The following is a 24,104-nucleotide window of genomic DNA, read 5'->3' as shown; positions in this document are numbered from 1 at the left end:
TTCGTGGCCGGGGGGGACCAGTCCGACGAGGAACGGACCGAGGCAGCAACCCAGAGACATCTGGATCAGGCGCGCGACGAGGGACAGGTTCCGGTTTCCCGAGAGGTCGCGACGTTTGCCAGTTTTGCTGCCGTGGTTCTTGTTCTCGGCTATCAGTCGCAGGCCTCGGTACAGCATTTGCTGCCTGATCTGGTCGCGCTTCTTGCCCACGCGGGCGACGCGGCGATGCTTGGACAAACTTGGTTGCGACCGGTGTCTGCAGGGGTTCTAGGTGCGATCATCCCGGTGCTCACTGCCGCAGTGTTGGCTGGCGCGGCCGCGGTGCTGGTGCAAACCAGATTTCTGCTGAACGCGGGTGCGCTTCAGCCAAAATTTTCCCGGATCAATCCGATCGCCGGTGTCAAGCGCGTCTTTGGCTTCAACGGCGTCGTGGAAGTCGTCAAATCCCTCATCAAACTGGGCTTGCTCGCCGCTGCTATGTGGATCGCGATCAGAGGTGACTGGTCCCAACTGATGCATCTGCCGGGGCAGGATGTCCATGGTCTTCCACGGACGGTCGCTCGTCCGGTGTTCCATCTCTTTATCGCGGCTGTATGTGTCCAAGGGATCGTGGCGGCGGCTGATCTGGGTTGGGTGCGTTTCCGCCATACCCGCGACCTGCGAATGAGCAAGCAGAGTATCCGCGACGAATTAAAGGATACGGACGGAAATCCGCACGTCAAAGCAAGGATACGGCGAATTCGCGTGATGCGGGCCCGCAAGCGCATGATGGCCAAGGTTCCGACTGCGACTGTGGTAATCACCAACCCAACCCACTATGCTGTCGCCCTTGCCTACGATCGTGTGACCAATCCTGCTCCCCGCATCGTTGCGAAAGGTTCAGATTCCCTGGCCGCGCGGATTCGTGCAGTTGCCGAGGCCAATGGCGTGCCTGTCGTTGCCAACCCGCCGCTGGCGAGGGCATTGTATCCACTGGATCTCGACACCGAGATCCCGTCCGAGCACTACAAGGCCGTGGCGGAGATAATCGCATATGTGTGGCGTCTACGGCGTCCCGCCCAGGCAATTCCGTGATGCACAGCCTGCGCTCGGGCCAGTTTAGGGCTTCCCGAATCGACGGTCCAAGGCGATCCTGTGATCCGAAAGAGGGGTTCGTTCGCAGAAAGTTCTTGCTCTTCGAAGAGGTCAAGAACATATTGAATACAAAGCTTAACGAGACAGAGAGCGCTTAATCTGCAGCAGATGCACACGTCCCAGTTGCAAATAAACTTGTTATGCTGGTAAAACAGACTGACAGGCCTGCAGAAAATATCGAACCGAGGGATAAAGCAAAATGGAAAAGAACAAGGCGCTCGACGCCGCGATGGCGCAAATCGAACGGTCCTTTGGCAAGGGTTCGATCATGCGTATGGGGGCACGGGCCGGCGATGAGCAGATTGAGGTGATTCCATCGGGCTCACTCGGCCTTGATCTGGCGCTAGGCATCGGTGGTCTACCGCGCGGCCGCATCGTTGAGATTTATGGTCCGGAGAGTTCCGGCAAGACGACCTTGGCGCTTCACGCGATCGCCGAAGCTCAACGGCGTGGCGGAACATGTGCGTTTATCGATGCTGAACACGCGTTGGATCCAACCTACGCGCGCAAGCTGGGCCTCGATGTCGATAGCCTGCTGATCAGCCAACCGGACGCGGGCGAACAGGCTTTGGAGATCGCCGATACGCTGGTGCGTTCGGGCGCGATCGACGTTCTGGTCGTCGACAGCGTTGCTGCCCTGGTGCCGCGGGCGGAGTTGGAAGGCGAAATGGGCGACAGTCACATGGGCCTGCATGCCAGGCTCATGAGCCAGGCGCTTCGCAAGATCACCGGAAGCGTCAGCCGCAGCAATTGCATGCTGATTTTCCTCAATCAGATCCGCATGAAGATTGGAGTGATGTTTGGCAATCCGGAGACCACGACAGGCGGCAATGCGCTGAAATTTTATGCGTCCATCCGGCTGGAGATTCGTCGCATCGGTCAGATTAAGGAGCGTGATGAGGTCGTGGGCAATCAGACCCGCGTAAAAGTGGTCAAGAACAAGCTGGCGCCCCCATTTCGCCAAGTTGAGTTCGACATCATGTATGGTGAGGGCATCAGCAAGGTCGGCGAGTTGCTGGATCTTGGCGTCAAGGCCGCCGTTGTGGAAAAGTCCGGCGCATGGTTCAGCTACGACAGTCAGCGCATTGGACAAGGGCGGGAAAACGCGAAACAGTTCCTTCGAGACCACAGAAGTCTCGCGGACGCTATCGAGGCGAAGGTGCGGGACCAGTCTGGCGTCATCGCGAACACCATGTTGGCGGCCGTTGATGACGCTGAGGAAGCCGAAGCGGCTGAATGATGCGATCCTACCGGATGTCACGCTGACAGACGGCGACCACGAACTGATTGCAGCAGCAAATGTGGTGCTGGAAAATCATTATCGGCCATTTTGGCATATGGTCGCAGCGGCGATCCGTTCCCAGGATGGCCGAATATGGACCGGCCTACACATCGGAACAACGGTCGGGCGGCTCTCTGTCTGCGCGGAGGCCGTCGCCTTCGGGCGAGCGCTATTGGACGGCGACGGCACGATCCAGACGGCCGTTGCGGTGCGGCATCCGAAGCCAGAAGAGGAGAACCGCGAACTCGCCGTGGTCCCGCCATGCGGCGCTTGCCGGGAGATGATCCTGGACCACGCTCCCGGTGCGATGATCATCGTCAAAGACACCGATATTCTGATCAAGCTACCGATCCGAACGCTCCTCCCGCTTCCGTATCGACGTTAGCTAACAAAAAGGCGAGCCGGTCCGTAAATTTGTGTGTGAGGCATAACCCACGCCAAGGAGCGTCTGATGCCGAGCGAAGCGAAGAAAGTAGACCGAGCGGTCTTCTGAGCGGCGAGGCGATCAACGAGGCGGGTCTGTCGTGCGGCGGCTCCGGTTTTCTGGACAGTGGGATAAGCTGAGGGCTGACCGGTCCAAAGAGGCGTGAGACGTGGAGTGCGCCCCTGCGGGTGGACAGAATCAAGCCAGCATTTTGACCGTCTGGCGGGTGTGTTGATCCTCAAACTGGGCCGGGCTGAGATAGCCAAGCGCTGAATGCAGTCGTTTGGTGTTGTAGACCTCGTCGATGAAGCGTGGAAGACCGGCGGTAACATCCTCGAAGGTTTCATAGGCTGCCAAGTAAACCGCCTCGACCTTCAAGGTTTTCATGAAGCTCTCGGCTTTGGCATTATCATAGGGATTGCCGCGTCGGCTCATCGAACCTTTTAGGCCGTACTCGGCAATCAAAGTGCGATAGGCGTCCGACGCGTATTGCGCCCCCCGATCGGAATGGTGAACACAATCCTTGGGCGGCTGACGCAGGCGGATGGCGGCCTTGAAGGCGGCGATCGCAATCCGGGCATCCATCGATCGGCTGATGGCGTAGCCGATCACTTTGCGCGACCAGGCGTCCAGGATGGCGGCGAGATAGACGAAGCCACCCGGGATCGCCACATAGGTCAGGTCCGCGATCCAGAGCTGATTGGAGCGCTCGACCACCAGGCCCTTGGTCAGGTTCTTGAAGATCGGGCTGGCATGGTTGCTGTCGGTGGTGACGACATGCCGTCGGCGGCGCTTCGGTTGCAGATCATGCTCGCGCATCAGGCGGCGGATCTTCTTGCTATTCACCACCATACCCTGGTGGCGGAGGGCCGCACTCACCCGTCGGTACCCGTAGCACTCAAATTCGTCACAGATCTTGCTGATCCGTTGGACGAGATCGTCCTGAGACGCCGCGATGGGCGGTGCGTCGTAGAACGTCGAGCGCGCCAGCCCCATCAGTTCGCACCCCCGGCGGGCGGTGATGCCACGGGGCCGGTGACGACGGAGGTATTCGCGCTTTTCGGCCGGGGTGCCTGCTTGAGAGCCCCCTTTAGCATCTCGATCTCCAGCGCCTGGCGACCGACCATCCGCTCCAGAGCTGCGATCTTGGCTTCGTATTCCTGAAGCAGGTCAGCCGCCTGGACATCATCATCCAACGCCCCGGCTTCAAACTTGCCAACCCAGATCCGGATCAGCTGGCGCGAGATGTCGTGGCGCTTGGACAGCGCATGCAGCGCCTCCCCGGCGATGAATTCCTCGGCTACCTGCCGCTTGAACGCCGCACTATGGGAACGATGCTTGGTCATGGCTTCTAGTCTCCAGAAGCCCGATCAGGGGGGTCAAATCTACGAACTCAAACTGTCCACCCGCAGGGGCGCACTCCAGTCGGGGGGCCTTTTTGCGTGCCCATGTCGCTAGCTCGTAAACCTGTCCGGTTTTCGTAGCTCATGATCTGTCCGCTTCGTTCTTGGTCTGATCCGGGGCATGCCCCGGATCAGACCCGCCATCATGGAAGCGTGTCATGCGGCGAGCCGCTCGGGCGCGATGATCAGGCCTTGAGCGTCGTAGTCACCCAGCCGGTGCGGACCCCAGAACACCGCCAGGCGGCCGTCCGGATAGGCATGCACCCGCACCGTGGTTTTGACGAAGTGCGGCCGCAGACGGCTCGGCGGCAATTGCAGACTGAGGCGGTCCCATTTGACCGTGTTGTCGGGCCCCACCACGCGGTCGTCCTGCAGGCACAGGATTTCCCGCCACGCACCCGTTGCATCAGCCACGAAGGCCGACCCCTCCTGCTCCGCCTCAACCGCAAAACGCTTGTTGTGCTCCGGGATGAAGCTGTCGCGAAGCCAAATGTTGGCGGCCTCGACGCTGTCAACCCCGGCCAGCTTGAACTCCTTCGGAAGACGATCCTGCAAGGTCTGGAACACCCGCTCCGAGCGGCCCCGCGCCTGCGGCGAGTAGGCCGCGATATGTTCGATGCCAAGCTGGCGCAGCGCCCGTCCGACCTGCGTCAGCGCCGTCTTCGATACCTTGCCCCCCGCCTCGGGGGTGAAGAAGTAGTGGCTGCCGCGGTCGGTGTAGAGCGAGCAGAACAGGCCATGCCGCGCCACCACCTCGCGCAGTCCCCGGAAGCTCGATGCGGTGCCCTCCTGATCCACCAGGAAGGCCGAGTAGAGCGCGCTGGTGGCATCCTCCATCGTCACCACCAGGTCGTAGACGCGCGCCTCGCCAGGCAACCAGGCATGCGTCGAGGCGTCCTGATGCAGCATCATGCCGACCATCGGCCGGCGCGGCCGCTTCTTGCGGTGCGCCGAGCGCGTCTTGGCCCGAACCACCAGGCCTTCGCGCTGCAGGTGCAGCTTGGTCACCGTGTAGCCCAGCACATAATTGTGCCGTTTGCGCAACTGCTCGTGGAAGTGCTGCACCGTGAAGCCGCGGTAGAGATCCCGATACAGCCCCAGCATCCGCTCGATCTCCGCCACCGGAGCGCGACGCAGCGACGGCGCCAGGCGCCGGTCGTCCAGACCAGGCAGGCCAAACTCGCGATGCCGGTCACGCCACCGGCGGAAGCTCCGCTCGCTGATCCCAAGCAACTCAGCCGCTTCCATCTGGCTCAGCTCCGACCGCTCCGAGCGGCCCAAAACATCCGCAAAACGCATCCGACGTATGCCCTCGTGAATGCGTGCCCGATCCATCCGCAAACCCCCGACCCAGGAGATCCAGATGACCGGACACTTCACGAGCTACCAAACCCGGACAATTCATTAGCTAGCCACACCTTTTTGCGTGCCCATTGACAGGGGGCCCTTGTTGCTGGTTGATTCGGCGCCAGCCTGGTTAAAGCCGATGGCGGACAAATCGTGGCTCCTCGGGCCTGGTCCCCATTGGACGGTCCGGCTCGGGTCATGCCTGTGGCTGAGAACCTCCAACCGCAGCCATCGCTGCGAAGGCGATAGTGCCACCGGAGTAAGTCAAGCAGAGGAGCGTTGCGGACTGCCAGGAAGCGAGCAAGAGGCTGCCGTTAGAGCTAACGAAACCTGGACCAAGTGTTACGGTACCGCTGCTCGCGTTGATCACGACGCATTGGAACCCGCTACCCATGCTGGTTGTCGAAGGCGACAGCGTGATCGGCTGGCTACAAACAAGGATACGGCCGTTATGCGCTGCGGTATCAAGGCTCGTGTTGGCTGTGATCTCGACAACCAGGGCCTTGTATGTCGGAAGCTTGCTGGCGATCCACCCCCAGATGGCTGTGAAGGTCTGGCTGGCCATAACGTTGCTGCCCTGAGTAACCCAGATCAAATCTGAGTCTCCAGCAGGCCCCGCAGGCTGTGCCTGATCAATTGTCACGCCAGAAATAAAGTTATCGTAGTTGATCGCGTAGTCGAGGCCGGCGTGACTTACCGCGACCAGGTCCTGAGAGCTAAGTTCTGTAACCACCTGAAGTTGGCCAATCGAATTTCCAGCCTCGACCGTTCCTGTGATCGTGCCAGTCGCGGTTGCCGATATGACCCCGTTTGGATCGATAGCAACATTCGTGCCCGCCGAGAACAGGCTTCGCAACAGGGAAGCTTGCACAAGCATTGGGCTGCCCTGATTCGAGACCACCAAGTCAGATTCGAGTGAAAAGCTTGACGCGACAGGAAACACCGCATGGTCTGATCCGTTGGCAACCAGCGTGTTGCCGGAAAAGTTGATTCCTACGCCAATATTGACCTGCTCCGGGCCGCCCGATCCCAAACTAGTACGCCCGACAAGAGACGGCGAGTCCACAGTGATAGCCGACTGGGCTGAGGCTAGCAGCGAACCGACCAACGTTGTTCGCGCCGTGCCGCCTTGGCTTATAAGCACCTCATCGGTGGCCGCTACTAACGGCGCTACAGGTAGTTCAGATATTGTTGGCATCTATGACCTCGACTTGGAAATACGCGGCTGAATGCGCCGCTAAGCAGCAACCGACGTGCCGCTGCACGAGGAAATCCAGTGTTGACCATCAAAGAACACCTCGACACCACTTCCGGCCCCAACCGCCTCGCCAGGCTTGCGGCCATTCGACGCAAAGGCCTTGGCCCCGGCGGCCACTCCGGAAGGCAGATTTACAACTGTGTAGGACGGCAGCACAATTGGCGCCTGAAAACGCGGCGAAACGGCGTTCGTTCGGAATACTTCATGCCAAAATGACGTGCCATCAGAAATAAGGTGGTAGCGGTCATACAGATGAAGAACGATGGGGCCGCATTCGATGCCGTCCGAACCGCTTGGTAGAATACTGACAGGCCCAGTTCCCGTCGCCGAGAAGGTAAAGCCGGTTCCCGCCGCAACTGTGTTCGCTGGAGGCAGCGTAATCGAATAAGCAGTCTGCCCCGTCAGAAGAATCATAAACCCCGAGATGTAGTTCGGAAGTGTCGCCGAACTGGCATAGGTAAATACCCATCCGACCGAGATGCCCTTGCCGACAGCATAGGAAAAGGCACCTTGGTTCCATCTCAGCGTCCCGGTCGTGCTGTCGAATGACAACCGATTGCTATTGCTTGCTTCGAAGGCAATGGCCTGCCCAGCCGACATCTTGATGACCGGAGCACTATTAATCGACTGAGCAAAGCTCGTATCCATGACCGCAATGGAAAACGGCACGCCAATGCCGAAAACGGTCTTGGCGCTACCCGAGGATCCGGCGCTCAGATAGACCCCGATAATATTGGCGACCTCGACCGGTGGGCCCGATAGATTGTTCTGGCCGATCACCAGGCTTTGAATCGTTCTGTTGTTGGCGTCATCCAGGCCGTTTCCAAACCAATCCATCTCGACGGTTAGCGATGCATTTGTCGCACTAGATGGTTGGCCCGTCGTGTCTCGATACTCGAGGCACGCGGTCCATAGTTGCGGCTGTGGTAGGAATGATCCGTTGGATCCCGTTGTCGCTGCCTGCCGGAACGTCTGCATGTACCGGGCCACATGCTGGGCAGGCCCCTGACCGCTCGGAGTCTGTGTCCCAACCCATAACAGACGGTCCAACCCGCCCCAGACATAATTGCCAGGGCTGGCATAGATGATTGTGTCCGCCCGGACGTTCGAAATCACTGCACCACTCGGGCCGCCACTGTGATTGACGATGTAGGAGGACTGATTGACCGCAAGGTCGGTCGGTTGCGATGCGCCTTGCGAAGTTGTCAGCCCGGTATATGTGCTGCCCGAAACAAATCCCGGCAATACGAGAGCGACCGGTGCTCCGCCGGTTGGGATCGCGGCGGCGAGCGGGGTACCGTCAGCCAGCACCGTCCCGTCCACGATCCACTTCACTCGCTTAGTAAGAGAAATACCCCAATTGCTTGGCAACTGCAAGACCGTAGAGCCGTTCGGGACGTAAATCACACCGCCAGTCGCAGCCGCCTGATAGGCCGCCTTGAACGCTGCCGTATCATCCGTCACCCCGTCAATTCGCGCACTATATGGCGGCAGCGTCACATTGATCACGCCGGCGGAATTGGGGTTAGCGTCGACATAAGACTTGGTGGCTGCTTGAAATGGCGTTGTTGGCGCACTAGCCAACATCAGTGGGCCCGTGAGAGTGCCCCCGGAATTAGGCAGCCCCGTTGCTACCTGACCATCAACATATTGCTTCGTCGCCCCGTGGAGCGGACTTGTCGGAGCCCCGGCCAGCGAAAGCAATCCTGTCAGCGAGCCGCCCGCAATCGGCAGAGCCCGAGCAGCTTGAATATCAACATAGTTTTTCGTTGCCGCTTGAACGGGACTAGTCGGGTCGGCATAAAGCGTCAGAGACCCAGTGAGGCTTCCGCCTGTACGCGGCAAAGTGTTTAGTAACTGCGTATCAACGTAATTCTTGGTTGCCGCCTGCGCCGATGTTATCGGATCAGACGCTAGAAGCAGGGCGCCCATGAGCGTATCGCCACTGCGCGACAGCTTGCCATCAGCGTATTGTTTGGTTGCAGCCTGCGACGCCAAGGTAGGAGCACTCGACAGGATCACCGGCCCCGTAAACGTGCCACCGGCGGTGGTAATCGACGTCAGAAGTTGATTGTCGATATATTGCTTGGTTGCCGCTTGCAGTGGCGCGGTTGGATTTGCCGCAAGGTATAGCGCACCGGTCAAGCTATCGCCGTTGCGCATAACCCGGAGATCGACATACTGCTTTGTGCTGGCTTGCAATGGTACCGCCGGATCGGACGCCAACAGCAACGCACCACTCATCGTCGACCCAAGTTGCGAGACCGTACTCGTAACTTTTGCATCGACGTAATTTTTTGTCGCCGCTTGCGGTGCCAGTACGGGGTCGGCTGCGAGTATCAGCGCACCCGTAAGCGTATCGCCGCTTCGAAGAACACGCTGATCGACATATTGTTTAGTCGAAGCTTGTCCATTGCTCGTGGGGTCCGAAGCTAAATATAGACCTCCGGAAAGCGTACCCCCCGATTTCGGCAACGACCCGCCGATCTGGACGTCGACATAATTCTTCGTGGCAGCTTGCAACGAGGAGACGGGATCTGCAGCAAGCGAAAGCACCCCGGTCAGTGTGTCGCCAGTGCGCGCCAGCTTTTGATCAGTATACTGCTTCGTTGAAGCTTGCAGCGCTGAACTCGGGTCGGCTCTTAGGATAAGGCTTCCTGAAAGCGAACCGCCAGCCAACGGCAGCGTGGCCGCGGCAATGGAATCTGCATATCCTTTCGTGACCGCGTCCATGGTCTGCTGAGGTGGCGCTGCGAGCGCCAGAACCCCGGACATTGACCCACCCGATAACGGCAGAGTGGTGCCCACCTGTTGGTCTACATAGGCCTTATTCGCCGCCTGGCCTGCTGTAGTTGGCGCCCCAGCCAACAAGAGGCTGCCGGTCATCGTAGCACCACTTAGGGGAACCGTTGCCGCGGCCAATTGCGCCAGAGTTTGCGTTGTTGCCGAACCAGCCGCCGTGACTAGGGCGTTCGACAAATTGACGTTGGCGACCCCTGCGATTCCACTCAGCAGCTGGCCGTAGGTGACGGCTACATTCACGCCCGCCTGCGACATCGCAATCAGATCGCCGGTTGCCGGCACATTCCCGGACGGCAGCGCGGGTATCGAAAATGGTGCCGCGGTCGCCGACAGAATTGAACCACTCAAATGGAGGTTCTGACCTACCGTGATGACCTGCGGGGCACCTATGCCCGTCCCGATGCCACCAAGCAACGAGCCAGGCGGCACGACCAGTTGCGTTTGAACGCCATTCAAAACCTGAGCGCGCGTGACCTTGCGCGCAATGCCGGCCTGACTGACTATAAATTCGTCAGAGTCAGACGCCGACGTGGCGGGGGCAAGCTCGTCAATTGTGGGCATGAATACTTATTCTCCGGTCCCCGTGTTTTTCTGTCGGGGCGTGATCCGAATGGTGAGAGCCGTGATCGGTCGGTAGCCTAAAAGATTTGAACCCAATCAATCACTTGACAGAAGAGGATTCCCGTTCTGGTCAGTTAATAAAACGCCCGCGGTCGTTAACAATGCGTTTGGCGGGATTGGAGGAACCGAAAGCAGGAGAACAGGGAGCAAGACACTTCTTTGCAGTGATCGGCCGTTGAGTGTAGTTATACCAAACGTAATTGTATAGATTGTGCCGGCTTGTCCTTGGCACAGCCAAAGTATAACCTGACTACCATCCGCCGTAGTGCTCTGAACCTCTAGATCGCCAGGGTTTGACGGCGCAACGCTGACCGACAAGGTTGAAATCCCGTCGCCGTCGTTTCCAACGATCGCTGGTCCGATGTCCAGGATGTAATCCAAGACATCCCCAGGATCCTTCGTCGGCCAATTCAGCGGCGGCGGTGCTATGGCAGCCGAGCCCCGCGGAACCGCAACGAATGAATCGACGGTCACCAGGCGCGCGTGACTTGGCTTCCAGACATGACTTACCGTCGTTGACATACAAAACCCATTAAAGAAACTATACTACAAAGATACGTATCGAACTGTTCTGATTCCGTCACCGAAATCAGAACAGTTCAACGCGCTTAACTGGAACTTCTGACAAAGAGGACGGTACCGCGCGGTTTTGATCGCCTGACATGCCCACATATAGGGCCCGCCCGTAATCACCACCTGACAACAACCAGACCACCGCCACCGGGGCCGCCGTTAAACGTTTGGTTGCCTGAGGCACCCCCAATACCGGCACCTGATGCTCCGCCGCCCGGGAAGCTTCCGACCACTCCGGTCGTCCCGCTGTTCTGGGCTCCACCAATCGGAGATGCACCGCCCAGGCCCCCTTGGCTGGATAAGCCCGCCTGACCTGCCGATCCCACGAAGTTGACATCCCCGCCGACGCCGATCCCGCCCGGTGTCGCGCCATTCTCGGGTGCTGCCACAGTCGCAAGGTAGTTCAAGCTTCCCCCCGTAGCACTGACGATCTGCCCGAAGCTGGAAGTCCCACCTGAACCTGCAGTGCCGCCGCCAGTGGTGCCGCCGGTCCCGCCGGCCCCAATGGTCACCGAAATGAGTTGTCCCGGCGTCAAGCCGGTCACCAGTTTTCGCGCGTAACCACCTCCGGATCCGCCACCGCTCGCCAATCCAGAGATCGAGGCGTAGCTACCGGATCCTGCGCCCCAGACCTCAACTTCAACCTGGGTAACACCCGCCGGAACCGCAAAATAACCATTACTGGAGAAGCTCTGCACCCCGGATGCAACTCCAGGTCGTAGTGACGGTAATTTCCAGGCTAGGAAAGGCGCTGTAGGTACTGTAGCAATATTAGCTGCGATAATTTGGCTTTGACCATACGAGACAGCAATCTGATAGAGCCCGATCCATCCACTGTCGGCACTTGGCGTAAGCTGACTTTCAGTATTGCCAGGTAGCCCCGGTTTGACCTGTAACTGGACCCGTTGCATCCGTATAGTATTTTGTGGTGAACCTGAGTTTGACGGCCCGCTAAAGGACTGCGCGGGATTACTGGCGTTGTAGTAAGGCAGAACAACCGGGTTGCCATCAGATTCTTGAAGCGATGCCTCAATAAGATAGTTGATCGACTGTCCGGCGCTCGGCGGCGGCGTCATAGTAAATGTGGTCGATCCAATGTTGATACCCATCTTCATGATCAGGTCGGTGGGGTCAGGCGGAATCGATCCGTAAGCCAGAATGTCAACAGGCCCAAGTTGCGCGATACTTCCAGGTCCGACAATGATACTCATAGATGCAGGGCTTGTTGGTTGACACGTTAATCCATCGGCAACTGTACTCGTCCCGAGAACGGCCTGCATGAGAAAGCCCAAGCCTATCATGGCATTCTTGTTGGCCGACAAAAGGTCCGTATCCAGAGGGATGCTACCGGGATAGACAATGTTGCGATCCATGCAGTTTTTTGCCACTTCCTAGATGAAGATTTAAATGAGCCGCAACCAAGCTACTGCGTTGACCGGCAGCAGGCTGCACAGGGTTGCCCGAATGTCGGCATCACTCACATGACCCGGCAACAGGGAAAGATCGACGTAACTGATCGCCCCCTCGCAATAGGCACCATTCGGCGTGCCGTAACCCGCTAGCAAACCAAGCCCAGGCGTTGCCGGGCGGGTGACCGTGACGAAGACCTGAAGCGGCAGCGCGAGGTTTCCCCAGCCACCGGCGACTCCGTAGGCCATTCCAGTGGCCGGCATCGGCTGACCGTGTATCAGACCACCGTAAGAGCCGGTATCCATGCAATTCGCCGGTTCGAAGATGACCGGCGGGCTGCCGATCAGACCCTGGAGCCCAGCCGACACCGCGGATCGCGTGGCCGCCTCTTGCAGCAACGCCCTCTGAATGCGGTTCCGAAAAGAGAAATCTGCCTCGTTGAGCTTACGAGTCAGCATATCTCCAAAGTAATCATTTGATATCAGATCAAGCCAGTTGTCGGTGGCTGTTAAAATCCTGGTTTGCATGATTGCGTAGCTAATCAAACCATAGAGCCAGACCCAGGGTGTGGCTAAGCTACTCAGGACAGCCTGTAGATTCGGACTCTGCTCCGCAAACCACCGCTTCGGAAGCACCGAGCGCAGTCGAAAGACAATGTCGGCAAGATCACCCGTCATTGGTCGTGACTACGATCGAGCCCGCTTTTATTACCGTCAGTGATGGCGGAACGATATCGGATGGCGAGGCGTTCAGGAGAATCCCAGCAATATTAACTATGCCAGAACCGGCCAAATAGGCGTTTTGAGCGACGCGTGTAACCGAGGCGCTGGCGCCTATCGGCAAACTGCTCAGATATACTGCAATATAGTTCTGTATGCTCGAAACACTCTGGGACGCGACTGCGACCGATGTGAGAGTCGCGACAAGTGAAACGTTGACCGTCAGCACCGTTGGAGCGATGACAGCGAATGTCGTGCCAATGGGACGCACGGAATCGACGGCTGTCGCAACGGTCGATAGCAGGCCGGATGGCGGATATCCGGTTCCATCATCGACGACGACCAGGAAAGATCCTGCTCGGATGGACCCGTCAGGAGCGGTGTTTTCCTCTATCGCAACATCCAGGCCCTGCTGGATATTGGCGATCGCGTTTTGGACCGCCAACAGAGTGGCACGGGACCGGCTAGCTAGATAGTTCTGAAACCGACTCCGGAATGCCTGATCACTTTCTGCATCTGCTCCGTCAGTCAGAGGCGCGGCGTTATTAACTTGGTCAATTCCGGGTACGGACGCCGCAATAACGGTTATCGTCCCAGCCAAAACATTCCCGTTGGATCCCCCCGTCAGGCAAACTACCGGCAAATTCGCCGATGCAACTCCGCTCGGCAGCACATAGGCAGAAGTCCCAGCTTGCCATATAGAGAGACTTTGGTCTTCTGTAATTGCAAAGCTCAACAAGCCGTCGGCCGTCTTGAAAACAGTTCCGACCGGTATGGTCGCTGACAGATTGGGAGCAAACCGCGAAATCGTAACGATACCCGTCGAGGGTATCGCCGGTAATCGGATCAATGAGAAGTCCAACATCCAGGAGTCCAGATCCGGGCCACTCGATGTTGAGGCACGGGTCGATTGAAGAACCTGCACTACGAGCCATTGCAGCCACAGAACTACGGATGCGTTAGCCTCGAAAATCGCGCGAATCACCGAACCAACGGTTATATCAATCAGGTTGGAGGATGAACTTTGCAACGCAGCTCCCATGTCCTCGATGAGCTGCCGGAATCCCTTGAGACTTAGGTTCATGCCGGATTAACTCGTGGAGACGTTAAGCTGAGCCGGCGCAAGGGAAAATGGATCAGCATAGCTGATGTTGGCAACAATATAACCGGCTGCCGGATCGACCACCCCGACGTCGACCTGCGGTGCTGGTGTTGCCGGGACCGCGGTTTCCAGCGCAAGCTGGGTTCGGACGATTGCCTCAATATCCGCGCTGTTGGCGGGTTGGCCAACGAATGCGGAAAGTCCTCCGCCGTATTCGAGATTCCAGATGTAATCGCCGGAATTCGTCAGCAGGCGCCGATAAACGCGCTGATTAATGGTGTCGGCGCCCATCGCCACGGCTAGATCGCCACCGCTGCCTACGACTAGGTCGCCACCCCATTGATGAAAAATGTCATACATTTTTATGTTAGTCCAAAGGAGAGGGCGGGCTTGTTGTTCCGTTTGATGTTGAATGCGTATGCGAGTCGTAGTGATTTCGGAGACTCGATAACGCCCCGTGCTGGTCGTACACGTCACCCTGGACGTGCAGATCTCCGCTGATGCGAATAGTCCCGTCGTTGCAAATCTTCAGAAAGCTACCGCTCTGGTGAACAAGCCAGCATTCGCCGCCTGGCACCACGGGGGGCATTTGTTTGTTTGAATAGCTTCGGCCGATAATGATCCCCTGCTCGATATCGCCCTCTTGGGGGGCTATAAGTACTTGATCGCCTGGGCTCGGGGGGCATACTAAACCCCAGCCGCTCCCCACCCACTGCGACAATACCGGAAGCCATCCCGACAAGACGCCGTCCGGCTGAATGAGAACTCTAGCGGTAGCATTTTGCGAATTCACTGACGTTATGGTACCGAATTTCAACTGTCCCGAGGACTGATCCAGACTTGTCGCGTGAGCTTTGATTGCGCTCGATAATCTTTCGATCATACTACCTCAGGGTCAGAACTCGCAGGATAAGCCTCTGCAGAAAAGGCTAAAAAGGGACAGCACGGATGATCTGGCTGGAACCCGAAGAAGAACTATAATGACGCTCTATAGTATCGATTCTGTATATTGCGTCCAGCTGTGAATTTGTTTCGTCGATTAGCACTGCGGTTCGTGCTGCTAAACCGAGGTCCCATGGCATTTCGATGTGCACCACGATTCCAAGTCGACTGAGCTCGCTGGCGTAGCGGCCCGCTGAGTCTGCAACCTGCTGCGAGGTAAAATTCGCCGCGGAGAATAGAAAAGGCTGAATTCCCGCTGGTTGGGAAGCCAGACTTGCGTCAGCTCCATCCTCCGCGGAATTGATCGCATAAGAGGCCATATCTTGGGAATTCCAGGACTGAACCCGCGCGCCGACGTTAGCCGATATGGTTAGGTTCTGCTCGAATCTTATTGTCCGGACGTCGCAAAGGGCGATATGTGCCGGCAAGCCTTCCCAGGAACCAGATGGTTGGAAAAAGAGCGATCTACCCTGAACAAAGACGTCGAAACTATTTTCACGTGCAAGTTGTACAACTAGGTCCCAGTCCGAACGAAGTCGGGAAAACTGCCCAAGTGAAAGCCGCGTGTAACCGTCACCATAATAGCGCCCGACTTCACTTGTCGTTGGCGTAACAACTGGCGTTAGTCCGTGGAATAAAGCTATATTGGAAACAACCTCGGAAGCCGTCTGGTTCACAAAGTCTTGTTGGCTATAGGAGTCAATCAGTGTCGACGATAAGTCTCTTCCTTCGACTGCGACTGTTTGCATTATGGGATCAATGACTACGGTATCGATCATGCCGCTGATCAGGCTTCGCGGTAGAGGGTAGATTTGTGACACAGGAACTATTTCGACATTAGCGGATCCCAGGGACGACCAGAACGAGATATCGCTCAATGGCGAGGATCCCATCGCAAATGTCAGGGCGTATGAGTCGGAGGAAAAGCAATTGCCGGTCACAACCGACGCATGAAGTAACCCTTCGATTGGGACGCCGTTCAACGTGACCTGAAGCTGCATCCTGTCCGCTAAGGATAGCGGCATTTTATTGTGGCCCCGTCCCATCGGAGAATGTTGACGAAGGGGGCGGAATGACGAGCTGCTTTTGCCCGGAAATCATCGGGTCAGTCAGGTTATTGGCTCGTGCTATGTTAATCCACTGCAGTGCACTGCCAAGCCGTTGCGCGGCAATTTCAAACAGGTTTCCACCGATCGTGGTAATTGTCTGCGTGTTAGAGTCCTGCGCCATCAAGAATTCTTCCAATTCGACCTACATACGATCTGGCATTTACTGACGCCGCCAGTAAGCCCGCTCCTCTCGCCATAGAGCTAAACGTGCTGCAAAGAATTGCGGGATCTGCGTTTGGTGTCACGGCCGTGGCAACAATGGTGGATTGCTGGTCGATTTGGCCGTCGATGAAACCTAGTGTGGTTCCAACCGCGCCCACGGCTTGTAGATTATTGACAGTGCCCGTCGTCAGCGCATTAGTCGCTGATAGGGCGCTCTGCAATGATCCAACCGAGAGGCCCGCGCCGGCAATCGCAGCGAGAGCATTACCAAGATCCGAAGAAATTAGCGCTGATACGGTAGATTTGGTTGTAGCGACCCCGGATTGATACGCGACAAGGCAACTGACTTTGTAGGGGATCCACCAGGGACTATGATAATCCGCGAGAAAACTTTTCACCACAACGCGACGTCTGAAAGTCTCCCAAGTCAACCATACGATTTCACCCGATAGGCGCAAGTCGTCGAAGGCGCGAACCCGTTCCTCGGCATTTGGACCTGAAAATATGCCCTGAAAAGCAATTTCCCCATCGTCTGGACCTAGGCGCTCAAGAACCCTCCTGCCACCAGATAAGTTGTGTACAGCCAGTCTGTGTCGGCCTCCGAACCGCACTGATTGGGGAATTTCAAATCCTTCGAGACTAATGGATCCAACTTGAATAGGAGACTGCATCAAGGATCAGGTTGCTTCCGTGACAAAGTGACGGTTTTGAGTCATTGCTCTATTTTAAAACGGTGCGACCCGGCTTCGAGGCGCTGCGGCCCGTGGATCAACACCGGTCATCCCAGTTGTGGGTTTGTTCAGAGCGCGTTCCAAGTGTTGTACAGTCCATCTTCCCAAAGCCGAACCATCGATATGCAGTGTGGATACTGCCGCCTTGCCCCGCTGGCCCTCGCTCGCGGCCGTTGCATCTCCGCCTTGGAAAAATGCGCCCTGGTCATTGGTTGCGCTGCTACTCGATAAAGACTCCTCGCCAGCAAGCATCGAAACCTGGCGTGGGAATGAATGATCGGTTCCGAGGATCGGAAATCTCTTTACGGAATCACTGTTTTTATCTGCAAATAGTTGCGCAGGCGAAGGACGCAATGACGGTGCCAACGCGGCTGACGCCCCGGATCCAGACGATGCGCGAATGAAGTTCATCAACGGCGGAGATTTGTCGCGCCGACCTGATATTCGGCCGTCGGCAAAAGGTTTAGCCGCGATGTGGCGCTCGAGTGTCGCAAGTCGGACTGAAACAGATGTCGGAGTCAGCGGAGCCTGAACCGCTGTCTTGGAGACGGGTTGTTCGGTCGCAATCTTTGTCATGAGGCGTGGAGATGCCGTCGCCGCCTTCGACCCGCCGATTGACTCGGCTATCCGCTTACGACCCGCGAGTGCGTCCCGAGCCGGATATTTAATTCTCTGCGCCGCAGCAACACCGTGTCGAAACATCGCCTCGCCACTGGTTGCGTTGTCCGATGTTTGATCTGAAGGCCGACGTAGATATCGTAAAACCCTCGTTGGAGCGAAGGAAAATCTAGGGAAGCGCAAGATCCTCTGCAGACCGAGGAACCAGGTGATTCGGGTGGCATCCACTCTGGGCATAGGTTTCAACCTCGAGGTTCTCGTTCGGGCTATCTTCTGTCCGAGGGTGACAGAATCCATTCGAAAGCCGTCCAGTCAAAGCTGTGGCCCTCAAGTGTTCCGAGGGCGATCACATAAGCTGCCCTCTCCGTAGCGGAGAGTGAGAAAGCAACGTCGAATGGCACCCCATTCCGAATAAGGTATAGGCAGTCGATCAGGACAGGGTGCCGGGCAAGTTTCCCAGATCGGACTCCGGACCATGAGAGTCTTGTTCGTCTTTCATCGTTTCCGCGATGGCTGCCAAGCCGTCATCGCCCAGTCTCTCGATCAAGCTTTCGATCTGCGGCTCGGTGGCTGGTACGGGCACCGGCACTCCGTCGATCTCCATGACCGAGAATACCAGACTCGCCATCGATAGCCAAGGTTCGTTCTGAGCAAGAACCGGACCAGCGGCTTTGAACAGCCTGAGCGTGTCAAGCGCGGTCGGCCGCCGCACCACTAACCGCCGCCCCCTTTTGTCAACGGCCGTAGAGGTCCTGGCGGACTCTCGTAAGATGCTCTGAGAAGGGGTCATCAGATGCGACGCTTTCTGGTGGCATAAAATTCAAGCTTCTGCTTTACGCTGGCGTCTCCCTTCCAAGCACCTGCACTGGCAAGCTTGAAGACCACCCCATCGAACTGGTAAGTGGAAACCGAACTATCAGTCTCAGTAATGTACTGATACATTGTGCCCGGCTGAGTGCCGCCACCGTTGTAGAAATCCTGCTCCAATCCCGAAATGAAATCGTCTAGTGCGGATGTCCCTCTTTCAACCTCAAAGCTTCCCTCCCAGCCCTTCGGAAGTTCCGCGGCCAGTTGGGTCCCGTCAAGTCGGCTGACCCGGACCGCGTTCGTGAGCTGCCGGCTTTCAAAGCCGGTCACGTGACTCATGTCGACCCGGCCATTAGGCCCCATAACCACAAGTTGGGTATCTCGGCCGATCGAGAACGCTGTCAATGCCACTTCATGATCTCCTAGTTAACCTGGCCCGTGGGCAGCGTTTGCCGGGAGACCTGGACCGTCTGTCCACCCTCAACATTGACGATGAACCGCTCGTTAATCGCCTGATATTGGATCTGAGCGTCCGATTGAACGTAGCCGAGGCTGGTGCGGGAGGAAGGGTTGTTCGTCGTATCACAGATGACACTGAACGGTAGCGAACCATCCGTGCTACCAAGGAGGCCCTGCCCATACATGTTGTTTAAGAATGACAACTGCGTGGACCTGACCTGCTGGAACAGATTGCTATTAATCACTTGACCGACATACTGCCCCATCCCGGCGGCTAACGTCTCGGCAATGTAGTTCGTAAGCCGTGTGTAGTTGTCACCGTCGGTCGCCGGGTTCGACGACGTATTGTGCCCTCCGCGGACACCCCAGAAGGATCCCGCCGGCTGTGGATTGCAGATAAGGTCGATGCCCGCGCCAAGCAGTGCACCCAGCTCGGCGGTTGAGTATGCCGTATTCTGCCCCGAACCAGGTGTGCCAGTGCGCTGGCTGCCGATAATCCCGTAGACCTGTTTGTTGAGGCTAGATTGTTCCGGTGAAAGGTTAGCCAGCCGCCCGGCCGCAAATCCTTGCGGCGACACAAGACGTATCGTGTTATTGACTTGGTCGGACCACCATAGCCAATCGCCGAACATAAGCTTCGCGGCGTAATTGTCCAAACCAATCGACGCTTTGGTCGACACCGCGTTCGAGATCGTGTCACCGGCCGGCGTTGTGAGGATCATGTAGATCCCCTCCTGGAGGCCGAATGCCGCCTGAGTCGTCCAACTCGATGGGTCAGCGCAATCAGCAAGAACCGCCAGCCCGCAGCCTTGCCCGCGCAGAGCATACAGCCCGGTTCGTCCCGGTGCATCGGTGCCGAGCAGTTGAGCACTCCCAACCTGCGTAGCACCGTCAGCCCCGGCACTGGTTGAACCCAGGGTAATTGAGAAGGGTGCCGGCGATGCCGTGGTTCCACCTGCACTGGCGACGATGAGAAGCGAAGGGCCACGTTGCGGTCCTAGACCCCCGTTGACCGCTGCCGCCAGACCGACCCAAAACGCCGCGCCGTCACCAACCAGACCGTCGAAAATTTCAGGCACAAATCCCGGCAGCAGAACCGTCAACATCCAGGTGTTCGGCTTGGAGCCCGCACCAAGAGTTAGCGTAATGTTGTTGCCAAGCGAACCCGTATACATAGCAGTGAAGCTGGCGTTGGAACCGGGAACTAGGGTGTAGGCAGATGCATCTGTGCCGTCGGTGACCCGGACGCAGCGAAAGTTTTGCGCGCCCTGTTGAACCGCGATCGCGACCTGAGTTCCCATGTCATAGGTCCGAGGAACGACGGACCCGAACTGCTGCGCATAATCGCCCATGGTGCCGATGATGGTGGGCTCGTCAACCGGCCCCCACGACGCGGTCCCAACTACTCCAAGAACATTTGTCGGAACGCCATTCAGGACCAGATTTTGCGGCGGAACGATTTGGACATATAGATCGGGTACAATCAGCGATGTCGTGTTGACGCTGCCTTGCTGTGAGATTGGCACCTGAACTAACCTTTTGACCGGGTGGGCAACGCAACCTTCGTGACAAACTTCTTGTGCTCGGTGGAAAGTATCTCGCTGATTTGTCTAGTATCTGCAATAATATCGCCGCGAACGAAGTTAAGAAAAGGTTTCGTGACTATGAGTTGGTGTGTCATGAGAAAGCCTAACCGTATGTTATGTTGCCGTTTATCCCGGAAGCACCAAAAAGCATTGATGGCTGCTCGATTATCGTCACCGTAGGATATTCAACAGTGTACAGTAGGTCTCTCCGATAAAGCAGCGCATTCTGGGACTGATCGTAACAGGCTGTGCTCCGATAGGTTATTCGAGCGCTGGTATCATCCGAAAGAACTAGGAAGCTCATTTCGTTGAACGCCGCGTCAAGTGCAGTGGCAACCAGGTCCCGGATCGGCGGTGTCGGGCACCAGCTGATGATTCGCACATCCTTCTCTTGTCTACGACTTTCAAACGATGCCGAGCTGTCATGCACGACCCTGACCAGGATCGTGCTCGCTCCTGGAACGCTGACGGTAGGACCTTGAACGAGCGAGGGGCGATTCGTCTGAATCAGCCCACTCAAGTTCGCGGCAACGAGGCCGGGAGTATCCCCTGCCACAATCCGATAGGCATAGGCCGCTCCATCGACTATCACCCCGACCACATCACCGGCAGAGGGGTTTCCAGATATTATCACAGTCTGTCCGGTCACACTGCCGGCCACCCCCGGCATCGACGGCATCTTGTACCACTCCGGTAGATACCGAGTGGTTATCCGTCCCGACTCGTTGTCGCTCGTAACGGTGACATTTACCGAACCAGCACTGAGATCCGCATTGAGAGTGGTGGAGTTTGGCCACCCGCGATAGATACGGCAAAACACTCCGAGAATGCTGGATTCAATGGTGCCTGCAGGATACAATATTGATGTCACGGTGCTCGCGACGGCTTGCTCCACATCAGAAATGTCTGCCATTTTAAGTGGTTGCCAATTTCGCGCTTATCCTCCAACCCAAGTCGGTTAGTTCCGATCCAGTGATCACCGCGGTTCGATTCAAATCGTCGGTGATAAGGTCGCCCGGACCAAGGATAACGTTGTCAATTGCCGGCAGCAAAACGTTCCAATAAGGAACGGCTTGATCGGTCGGAAGATTTGTCGTCGACGCGCTTGAGCGATTTTCGCCGAATACGCTCGCCGGCCACCCCTCCATCAATACCGAAGAATGGCCTGAAGTATAGCCACCGTATGCGCTGCCGGCGATGTCCATCTGCATGTTTGGTCTAACAACAGAAATAGTGCGGTTGGTTTTCACACATAGGACCGATAACAGAGGCGCTTGCGACGCTACGAAAAATATTCCGCCAGCTTGGACAAGATAATCGTTTGTTCGCGTGTAGCTGCCATCGAAGATCCCATACCATAGTGCCTCACCATAGACGTTAGTTCGGTAATCACTGTTGCTTAGCGATACGAATGTCGCCGGAAGCCGCAGAAACCGGTTTCTACCATCTAACGGTTTGAATGGTCCTTTGGGACGGAACGCATCTGTTGTCTGCCCGGTGTGACGAGCACACAGGCCCGATCCCAAATAAAGACGATCCTGTAGCTTCCGTCCGTCCATCTCTCATACGATCAATGATGCCGTGCCGCTCGAGAGGGCAGGGCCTGTTGGGACGCCAAGAAAGCCGCAAAGCCGCCGCCTCCATTCATCGAATAGACGCATCCGGTCATTCAATTCATTCTTGTTCCTCGTCCACATGGACGCTGCATCCGTGTCCAGGTTGTCGGACGCTCCGGGGACAGCGGCTTCCAATGCGGTCAGTGTACCGAGATAGCGCCGAACGATCACCACCTCCGAGGTCGAAAGGTTCGTCAGACGGAACTCAAGCACGCCATAAACCTGAAAGTAGCGCCACGACTGCATCCCGGTAGGAGCTGCTCCATAGGCCGGATATCCACAGAAGCGGCGGATGTCGACCTTTTCAGCATCCAGGAGCGGGTTCAAATGAATGATCCATCGCCACGGCTGAACAGGATGCTGCCAGATCCGGTTGGGGAGATCGCCGCCGCAAACGAAATCAAACTGTTGACCGAAAGAATGAGCCGGCTGTTACCCAGTATTGGCATATCCGTCATCGAGGCTGTAACGGTCGCGTCGGAACCAGACTTGATGTAGGCGACAGCACTCATGGTATTCGTGACGACAACCGAGTCACCGCCCCCGGCCAGAGCAGCGTTTGCCGAAATGCTCCCTACCGATACGCTTGTTGTGCCAGTGGGACGAAAGGGGCTTACGGAACCTAGCGGCATTACTATGGAACCCTTTTGTAGCAGTCAGCCGATATGTTCCACGATGACCGCCCGCTTGAACGCGGCGTTGGTCGCGGTTGGAACGGTCGTCGGGTTCGTGGTCGTGTCGGATGGGGCGCAAAACCCACCGATCCAATACCAGGACTGCGCAATGATCTGCTGCAGCCGGTCGATCGCCTCGCGTGTCACCATGGCAATTCCGTCAACCATCGTAACGATGGAATCGACCGGTGCGATGTCGGTTGCAGCCATACCGGCAAAATCACCCTCGATCAGGGCTCCCTGGCCACAGATCATCGGCCGGCGAATCATCAAACCAGACAAAGTGGGGTGCGATTGAACGAACGCCTCGTTGGTCGGGACAAAGCGAAGACCCAGAAAGTCGTTCGTCATACCCTTCTTGAAGACCTGGTTCGCCGACGTCGCACCCTGAAAAAGCTGCTTGAAATCGGGATCCGCAAAAAGCTGGCGTGAGGACACAGGGTCGAGATAGCAGTTATAAGCGCCGTCAATTTCGGGCACGGCATTCAAGCGCAGTTTGGCTACCGCATCGAGCAGATTGGACATCGTCAACGTGTCGGATGCAGTGATAAGCGATGTGTTTCCGCGCTGTGATGGACGCACGATGGTTGCACCGCTCGCCGCAGTGACCGTGTTTCCGGCCGTTCCATCTGATACCGACACATTTCCCGAGAGCGTGAGCGCGCCAGACACGCCGTTCGGCGACGTCGAGACGTTCACAGCATCAACGACAACGCTCACAAGAGTGTAAGAATTGGACCCGATCGTAACAGTCATTGGTGTACTAGCAGTGATCGCCTGCTGAATCCCGTTCAGAAAGACGGTCTGAAAGCCTCGCACATCGTCGACAAAAACCGTCGGACCGGCGCTTGTGAGCGTCGTGCGGACTCGTGTGTTGCCACCCAGGTAGGCCGCGAACAAGGCATTTCGGCTCAATTCGTCTAGGCTTCGGGCCGCCTGCTCGCCATTCACATAAGCGTTCTGCAGGAATTGCGAAGCGATTCCTACTCGCTCAGTCACGACATTGAGGTCGGTTGTCGCCGCATAGAGATTGATGCTGATCGTGTACTGTTCAACACCCCACGTCGTTGGGGTCAGGCCGTTGTCGAAGTTGGTATTTGTGGCCGGCGCAAGTGGCGTCGTCACAGACGGCTTCAGCCCTGCCCTGGTCTTGGTCAGCGTCTCACCAATACCAACCGCAACCGTCACCTGGTCGGCACAGGCCCGGTAGCCTAGCCGCGAACGCAGCGCCTGCTGGAACTCGCGCTCCAGAAAACCCTGCTGAATGATTGGTTGAAGTGAAACGGGGAAGTTTTGAATACCCATCAATCGTCCTATCTAAAATC

Annotated in this window: 23 protein-coding genes; 4 read left to right on the top strand and 19 right to left on the bottom strand. The window is 57.1% G+C overall.

What is annotated here, in order from left to right; genetic code table 11:
* The first annotated feature begins 3 nt into the window (after positions 1-3).
* From ACQY4Y_RS24850 to ACQY4Y_RS24840, 3 genes are all read left to right on the top strand, one after another.
* Positions 4-1,074, top strand: coding sequence for an EscU/YscU/HrcU family type III secretion system export apparatus switch protein (locus ACQY4Y_RS24850; RefSeq protein WP_428493244.1), 1,071 nt, complete (start codon positions 4-6; stop codon positions 1,072-1,074).
* 259 nt (positions 1,075-1,333) lie between these two features.
* Complete coding sequence (gene recA / locus ACQY4Y_RS24845) at positions 1,334-2,374, top strand: recombinase RecA (RefSeq protein WP_428493243.1); 1,041 nt, start codon at positions 1,334-1,336, stop codon at positions 2,372-2,374.
* Complete coding sequence (locus ACQY4Y_RS24840; protein WP_428493242.1) at positions 2,343-2,801, top strand: cytidine deaminase; 459 nt, start codon at positions 2,343-2,345, stop codon at positions 2,799-2,801. The genes recA and ACQY4Y_RS24840 overlap by 32 nt, the downstream gene beginning before the upstream one ends.
* A 237-nt stretch (positions 2,802-3,038) precedes the next feature.
* Here ACQY4Y_RS24840 and ACQY4Y_RS24835 read toward each other — a convergent pair whose 3' ends face one another.
* The 18 genes from ACQY4Y_RS24835 to ACQY4Y_RS24750 all read right to left on the bottom strand — a co-directional run bounded on the left by ACQY4Y_RS24835 (position 3,039) and on the right by ACQY4Y_RS24750 (position 22,432).
* Positions 3,039-3,863, bottom strand: coding sequence for an IS3 family transposase (locus tag ACQY4Y_RS24835; protein WP_428490752.1), 825 nt, complete (start codon positions 3,861-3,863; stop codon positions 3,039-3,041).
* The gene (locus ACQY4Y_RS24830; RefSeq protein ID WP_428489847.1) at positions 3,836-4,186 is read right to left on the bottom strand and encodes a transposase; all 351 of its coding nucleotides are present in this window, start codon (positions 4,184-4,186) and stop codon (positions 3,836-3,838) included. Before ACQY4Y_RS24830 ends, ACQY4Y_RS24835 begins: the two co-directional genes overlap by 28 nt.
* 213 nt (positions 4,187-4,399) lie before the next feature.
* Positions 4,400-5,542: an ISNCY family transposase gene (locus ACQY4Y_RS24825; RefSeq protein ID WP_428493241.1), complete on the bottom strand. Its 1,143-nt coding sequence runs from the start codon at positions 5,540-5,542 to the stop codon at positions 4,400-4,402.
* Positions 5,543-5,786: 244 nt separating this feature from the next.
* A complete protein-coding gene (locus tag ACQY4Y_RS24820) occupies positions 5,787-6,788 on the bottom strand; it encodes a hypothetical protein (protein WP_428493240.1) in 1,002 nt (333 codons plus the stop codon).
* A 39-nt stretch (positions 6,789-6,827) separates the two neighbouring features.
* Positions 6,828-10,211, bottom strand: coding sequence for a hypothetical protein (locus tag ACQY4Y_RS24815; RefSeq protein WP_428493239.1), 3,384 nt, complete (start codon positions 10,209-10,211; stop codon positions 6,828-6,830).
* A 96-nt stretch (positions 10,212-10,307) separates the two neighbouring features.
* Positions 10,308-10,793, bottom strand: coding sequence for a hypothetical protein (locus ACQY4Y_RS24810; RefSeq protein WP_428493238.1), 486 nt, complete (start codon positions 10,791-10,793; stop codon positions 10,308-10,310).
* A 167-nt stretch (positions 10,794-10,960) separates the two neighbouring features.
* Positions 10,961-12,217 (bottom strand): glycine-rich domain-containing protein, encoded by a 1,257-nt coding sequence (locus ACQY4Y_RS24805; protein ID WP_428493237.1) that lies wholly within the window; start codon positions 12,215-12,217, stop codon positions 10,961-10,963.
* A 30-nt stretch (positions 12,218-12,247) separates the two neighbouring features.
* Entirely contained in the window at positions 12,248-12,931 is a 684-nt protein-coding gene (locus tag ACQY4Y_RS24800; RefSeq protein WP_428493236.1) for a hypothetical protein, read from the bottom strand.
* Positions 12,921-14,057 carry a baseplate J/gp47 family protein gene (locus ACQY4Y_RS24795; protein ID WP_428493235.1) on the bottom strand — a complete coding sequence of 379 codons (1,137 nt, stop codon included), beginning with the start codon at positions 14,055-14,057 and terminating at the stop codon, positions 12,921-12,923. Before ACQY4Y_RS24795 ends, ACQY4Y_RS24800 begins: the two co-directional genes overlap by 11 nt.
* A 6-nt stretch (positions 14,058-14,063) precedes the next feature.
* The gene (locus tag ACQY4Y_RS24790) at positions 14,064-14,435 is read right to left on the bottom strand and encodes a hypothetical protein (RefSeq protein ID WP_428493234.1); all 372 of its coding nucleotides are present in this window, start codon (positions 14,433-14,435) and stop codon (positions 14,064-14,066) included.
* A gap of 7 nt (positions 14,436-14,442) precedes the next feature.
* Entirely contained in the window at positions 14,443-14,958 is a 516-nt protein-coding gene (locus ACQY4Y_RS24785) for a phage baseplate assembly protein V (protein WP_428493233.1), read from the bottom strand.
* Positions 14,959-15,004: 46 nt separating this feature from the next.
* Positions 15,005-16,018 carry a hypothetical protein gene (locus ACQY4Y_RS24780; protein WP_428493232.1) on the bottom strand — a complete coding sequence of 338 codons (1,014 nt, stop codon included), beginning with the start codon at positions 16,016-16,018 and terminating at the stop codon, positions 15,005-15,007.
* A 2,049-nt stretch (positions 16,019-18,067) separates the two neighbouring features.
* Entirely contained in the window at positions 18,068-18,349 is a 282-nt protein-coding gene (locus ACQY4Y_RS24775; RefSeq protein WP_428493231.1) for a hypothetical protein, read from the bottom strand.
* Between the two features lie 77 nt (positions 18,350-18,426).
* Positions 18,427-18,855 (bottom strand): hypothetical protein, encoded by a 429-nt coding sequence (locus ACQY4Y_RS24770; RefSeq protein WP_428493230.1) that lies wholly within the window; start codon positions 18,853-18,855, stop codon positions 18,427-18,429.
* Positions 18,856-18,866: 11 nt separating this feature from the next.
* Positions 18,867-20,429 carry a phage tail protein gene (locus ACQY4Y_RS24765; protein WP_428493229.1) on the bottom strand — a complete coding sequence of 521 codons (1,563 nt, stop codon included), beginning with the start codon at positions 20,427-20,429 and terminating at the stop codon, positions 18,867-18,869.
* A gap of 163 nt (positions 20,430-20,592) precedes the next feature.
* Positions 20,593-21,402: a hypothetical protein gene (locus ACQY4Y_RS24760; protein WP_428493228.1), complete on the bottom strand. Its 810-nt coding sequence runs from the start codon at positions 21,400-21,402 to the stop codon at positions 20,593-20,595.
* A 1-nt stretch (position 21,403) separates the two neighbouring features.
* Positions 21,404-21,700: a hypothetical protein gene (locus ACQY4Y_RS24755; protein WP_428493227.1), complete on the bottom strand. Its 297-nt coding sequence runs from the start codon at positions 21,698-21,700 to the stop codon at positions 21,404-21,406.
* Positions 21,701-22,051: 351 nt separating this feature from the next.
* Entirely contained in the window at positions 22,052-22,432 is a 381-nt protein-coding gene (locus tag ACQY4Y_RS24750) for a hypothetical protein (RefSeq protein WP_428493226.1), read from the bottom strand.
* On the opposite strand from ACQY4Y_RS24750, the gene ACQY4Y_RS24745 reads away from it, so the two are divergent.
* Entirely contained in the window at positions 22,433-22,603 is a 171-nt protein-coding gene (locus tag ACQY4Y_RS24745; protein WP_428493225.1) for a hypothetical protein, read from the top strand.
* A gap of 158 nt (positions 22,604-22,761) precedes the next feature.
* Here the strand turns inward: ACQY4Y_RS24745 and ACQY4Y_RS24740 are convergent, their stop codons facing one another.
* Positions 22,762-24,084 carry a DUF4043 domain-containing protein gene (locus ACQY4Y_RS24740; RefSeq protein ID WP_428493224.1) on the bottom strand — a complete coding sequence of 441 codons (1,323 nt, stop codon included), beginning with the start codon at positions 24,082-24,084 and terminating at the stop codon, positions 22,762-22,764.
* Positions 24,085-24,104: the final 20 nt, after the last annotated feature.

Origin of the sequence: Rhodopila sp., assembly GCF_965277165.1 — a bacterium.
Lineage (GTDB): Bacteria > Pseudomonadota > Alphaproteobacteria > Acetobacterales > Acetobacteraceae > Rhodopila.
Note: the sequence above shows the minus strand (reverse complement) of the source record. Positions and strands in the feature narration are given on the sequence as shown.

Coding starts and splice junctions, on each gene's coding strand:
- ACQY4Y_RS24820 (WP_428493240.1), bottom strand. CDS start 6,788: ATGCCAACAATATCTGAACTACCTGTAGCGCCGTTAGTAGCGGCCACC.
- ACQY4Y_RS24840 (WP_428493242.1), top strand. CDS start 2,343: ATGACGCTGAGGAAGCCGAAGCGGCTGAATGATGCGATCCTACCGGAT.
- ACQY4Y_RS24760 (WP_428493228.1), bottom strand. CDS start 21,402: ATGGCAGACATTTCTGATGTGGAGCAAGCCGTCGCGAGCACCGTGACA.
- ACQY4Y_RS24825 (WP_428493241.1), bottom strand. CDS start 5,542: ATGCGTTTTGCGGATGTTTTGGGCCGCTCGGAGCGGTCGGAGCTGAGC.
- ACQY4Y_RS24755 (WP_428493227.1), bottom strand. CDS start 21,700: ATGCAGATGGACATCGCCGGCAGCGCATACGGTGGCTATACTTCAGGC.
- ACQY4Y_RS24740 (WP_428493224.1), bottom strand. CDS start 24,084: ATGGGTATTCAAAACTTCCCCGTTTCACTTCAACCAATCATTCAGCAG.
- ACQY4Y_RS24815 (WP_428493239.1), bottom strand. CDS start 10,211: ATGCCCACAATTGACGAGCTTGCCCCCGCCACGTCGGCGTCTGACTCT.
- ACQY4Y_RS24780 (WP_428493232.1), bottom strand. CDS start 16,018: ATGCAGCTTCAGGTCACGTTGAACGGCGTCCCAATCGAAGGGTTACTT.
- ACQY4Y_RS24790 (WP_428493234.1), bottom strand. CDS start 14,435: ATGTATGACATTTTTCATCAATGGGGTGGCGACCTAGTCGTAGGCAGC.
- ACQY4Y_RS24805 (WP_428493237.1), bottom strand. CDS start 12,217: ATGGATCGCAACATTGTCTATCCCGGTAGCATCCCTCTGGATACGGAC.
- recA (WP_428493243.1), top strand. CDS start 1,334: ATGGAAAAGAACAAGGCGCTCGACGCCGCGATGGCGCAAATCGAACGG.
- ACQY4Y_RS24795 (WP_428493235.1), bottom strand. CDS start 14,057: ATGAACCTAAGTCTCAAGGGATTCCGGCAGCTCATCGAGGACATGGGA.
- ACQY4Y_RS24800 (WP_428493236.1), bottom strand. CDS start 12,931: ATGACGGGTGATCTTGCCGACATTGTCTTTCGACTGCGCTCGGTGCTT.
- ACQY4Y_RS24745 (WP_428493225.1), top strand. CDS start 22,433: ATGAATGATCCATCGCCACGGCTGAACAGGATGCTGCCAGATCCGGTT.
- ACQY4Y_RS24810 (WP_428493238.1), bottom strand. CDS start 10,793: ATGTCAACGACGGTAAGTCATGTCTGGAAGCCAAGTCACGCGCGCCTG.
- ACQY4Y_RS24830 (WP_428489847.1), bottom strand. CDS start 4,186: ATGACCAAGCATCGTTCCCATAGTGCGGCGTTCAAGCGGCAGGTAGCC.
- ACQY4Y_RS24785 (WP_428493233.1), bottom strand. CDS start 14,958: ATGATCGAAAGATTATCGAGCGCAATCAAAGCTCACGCGACAAGTCTG.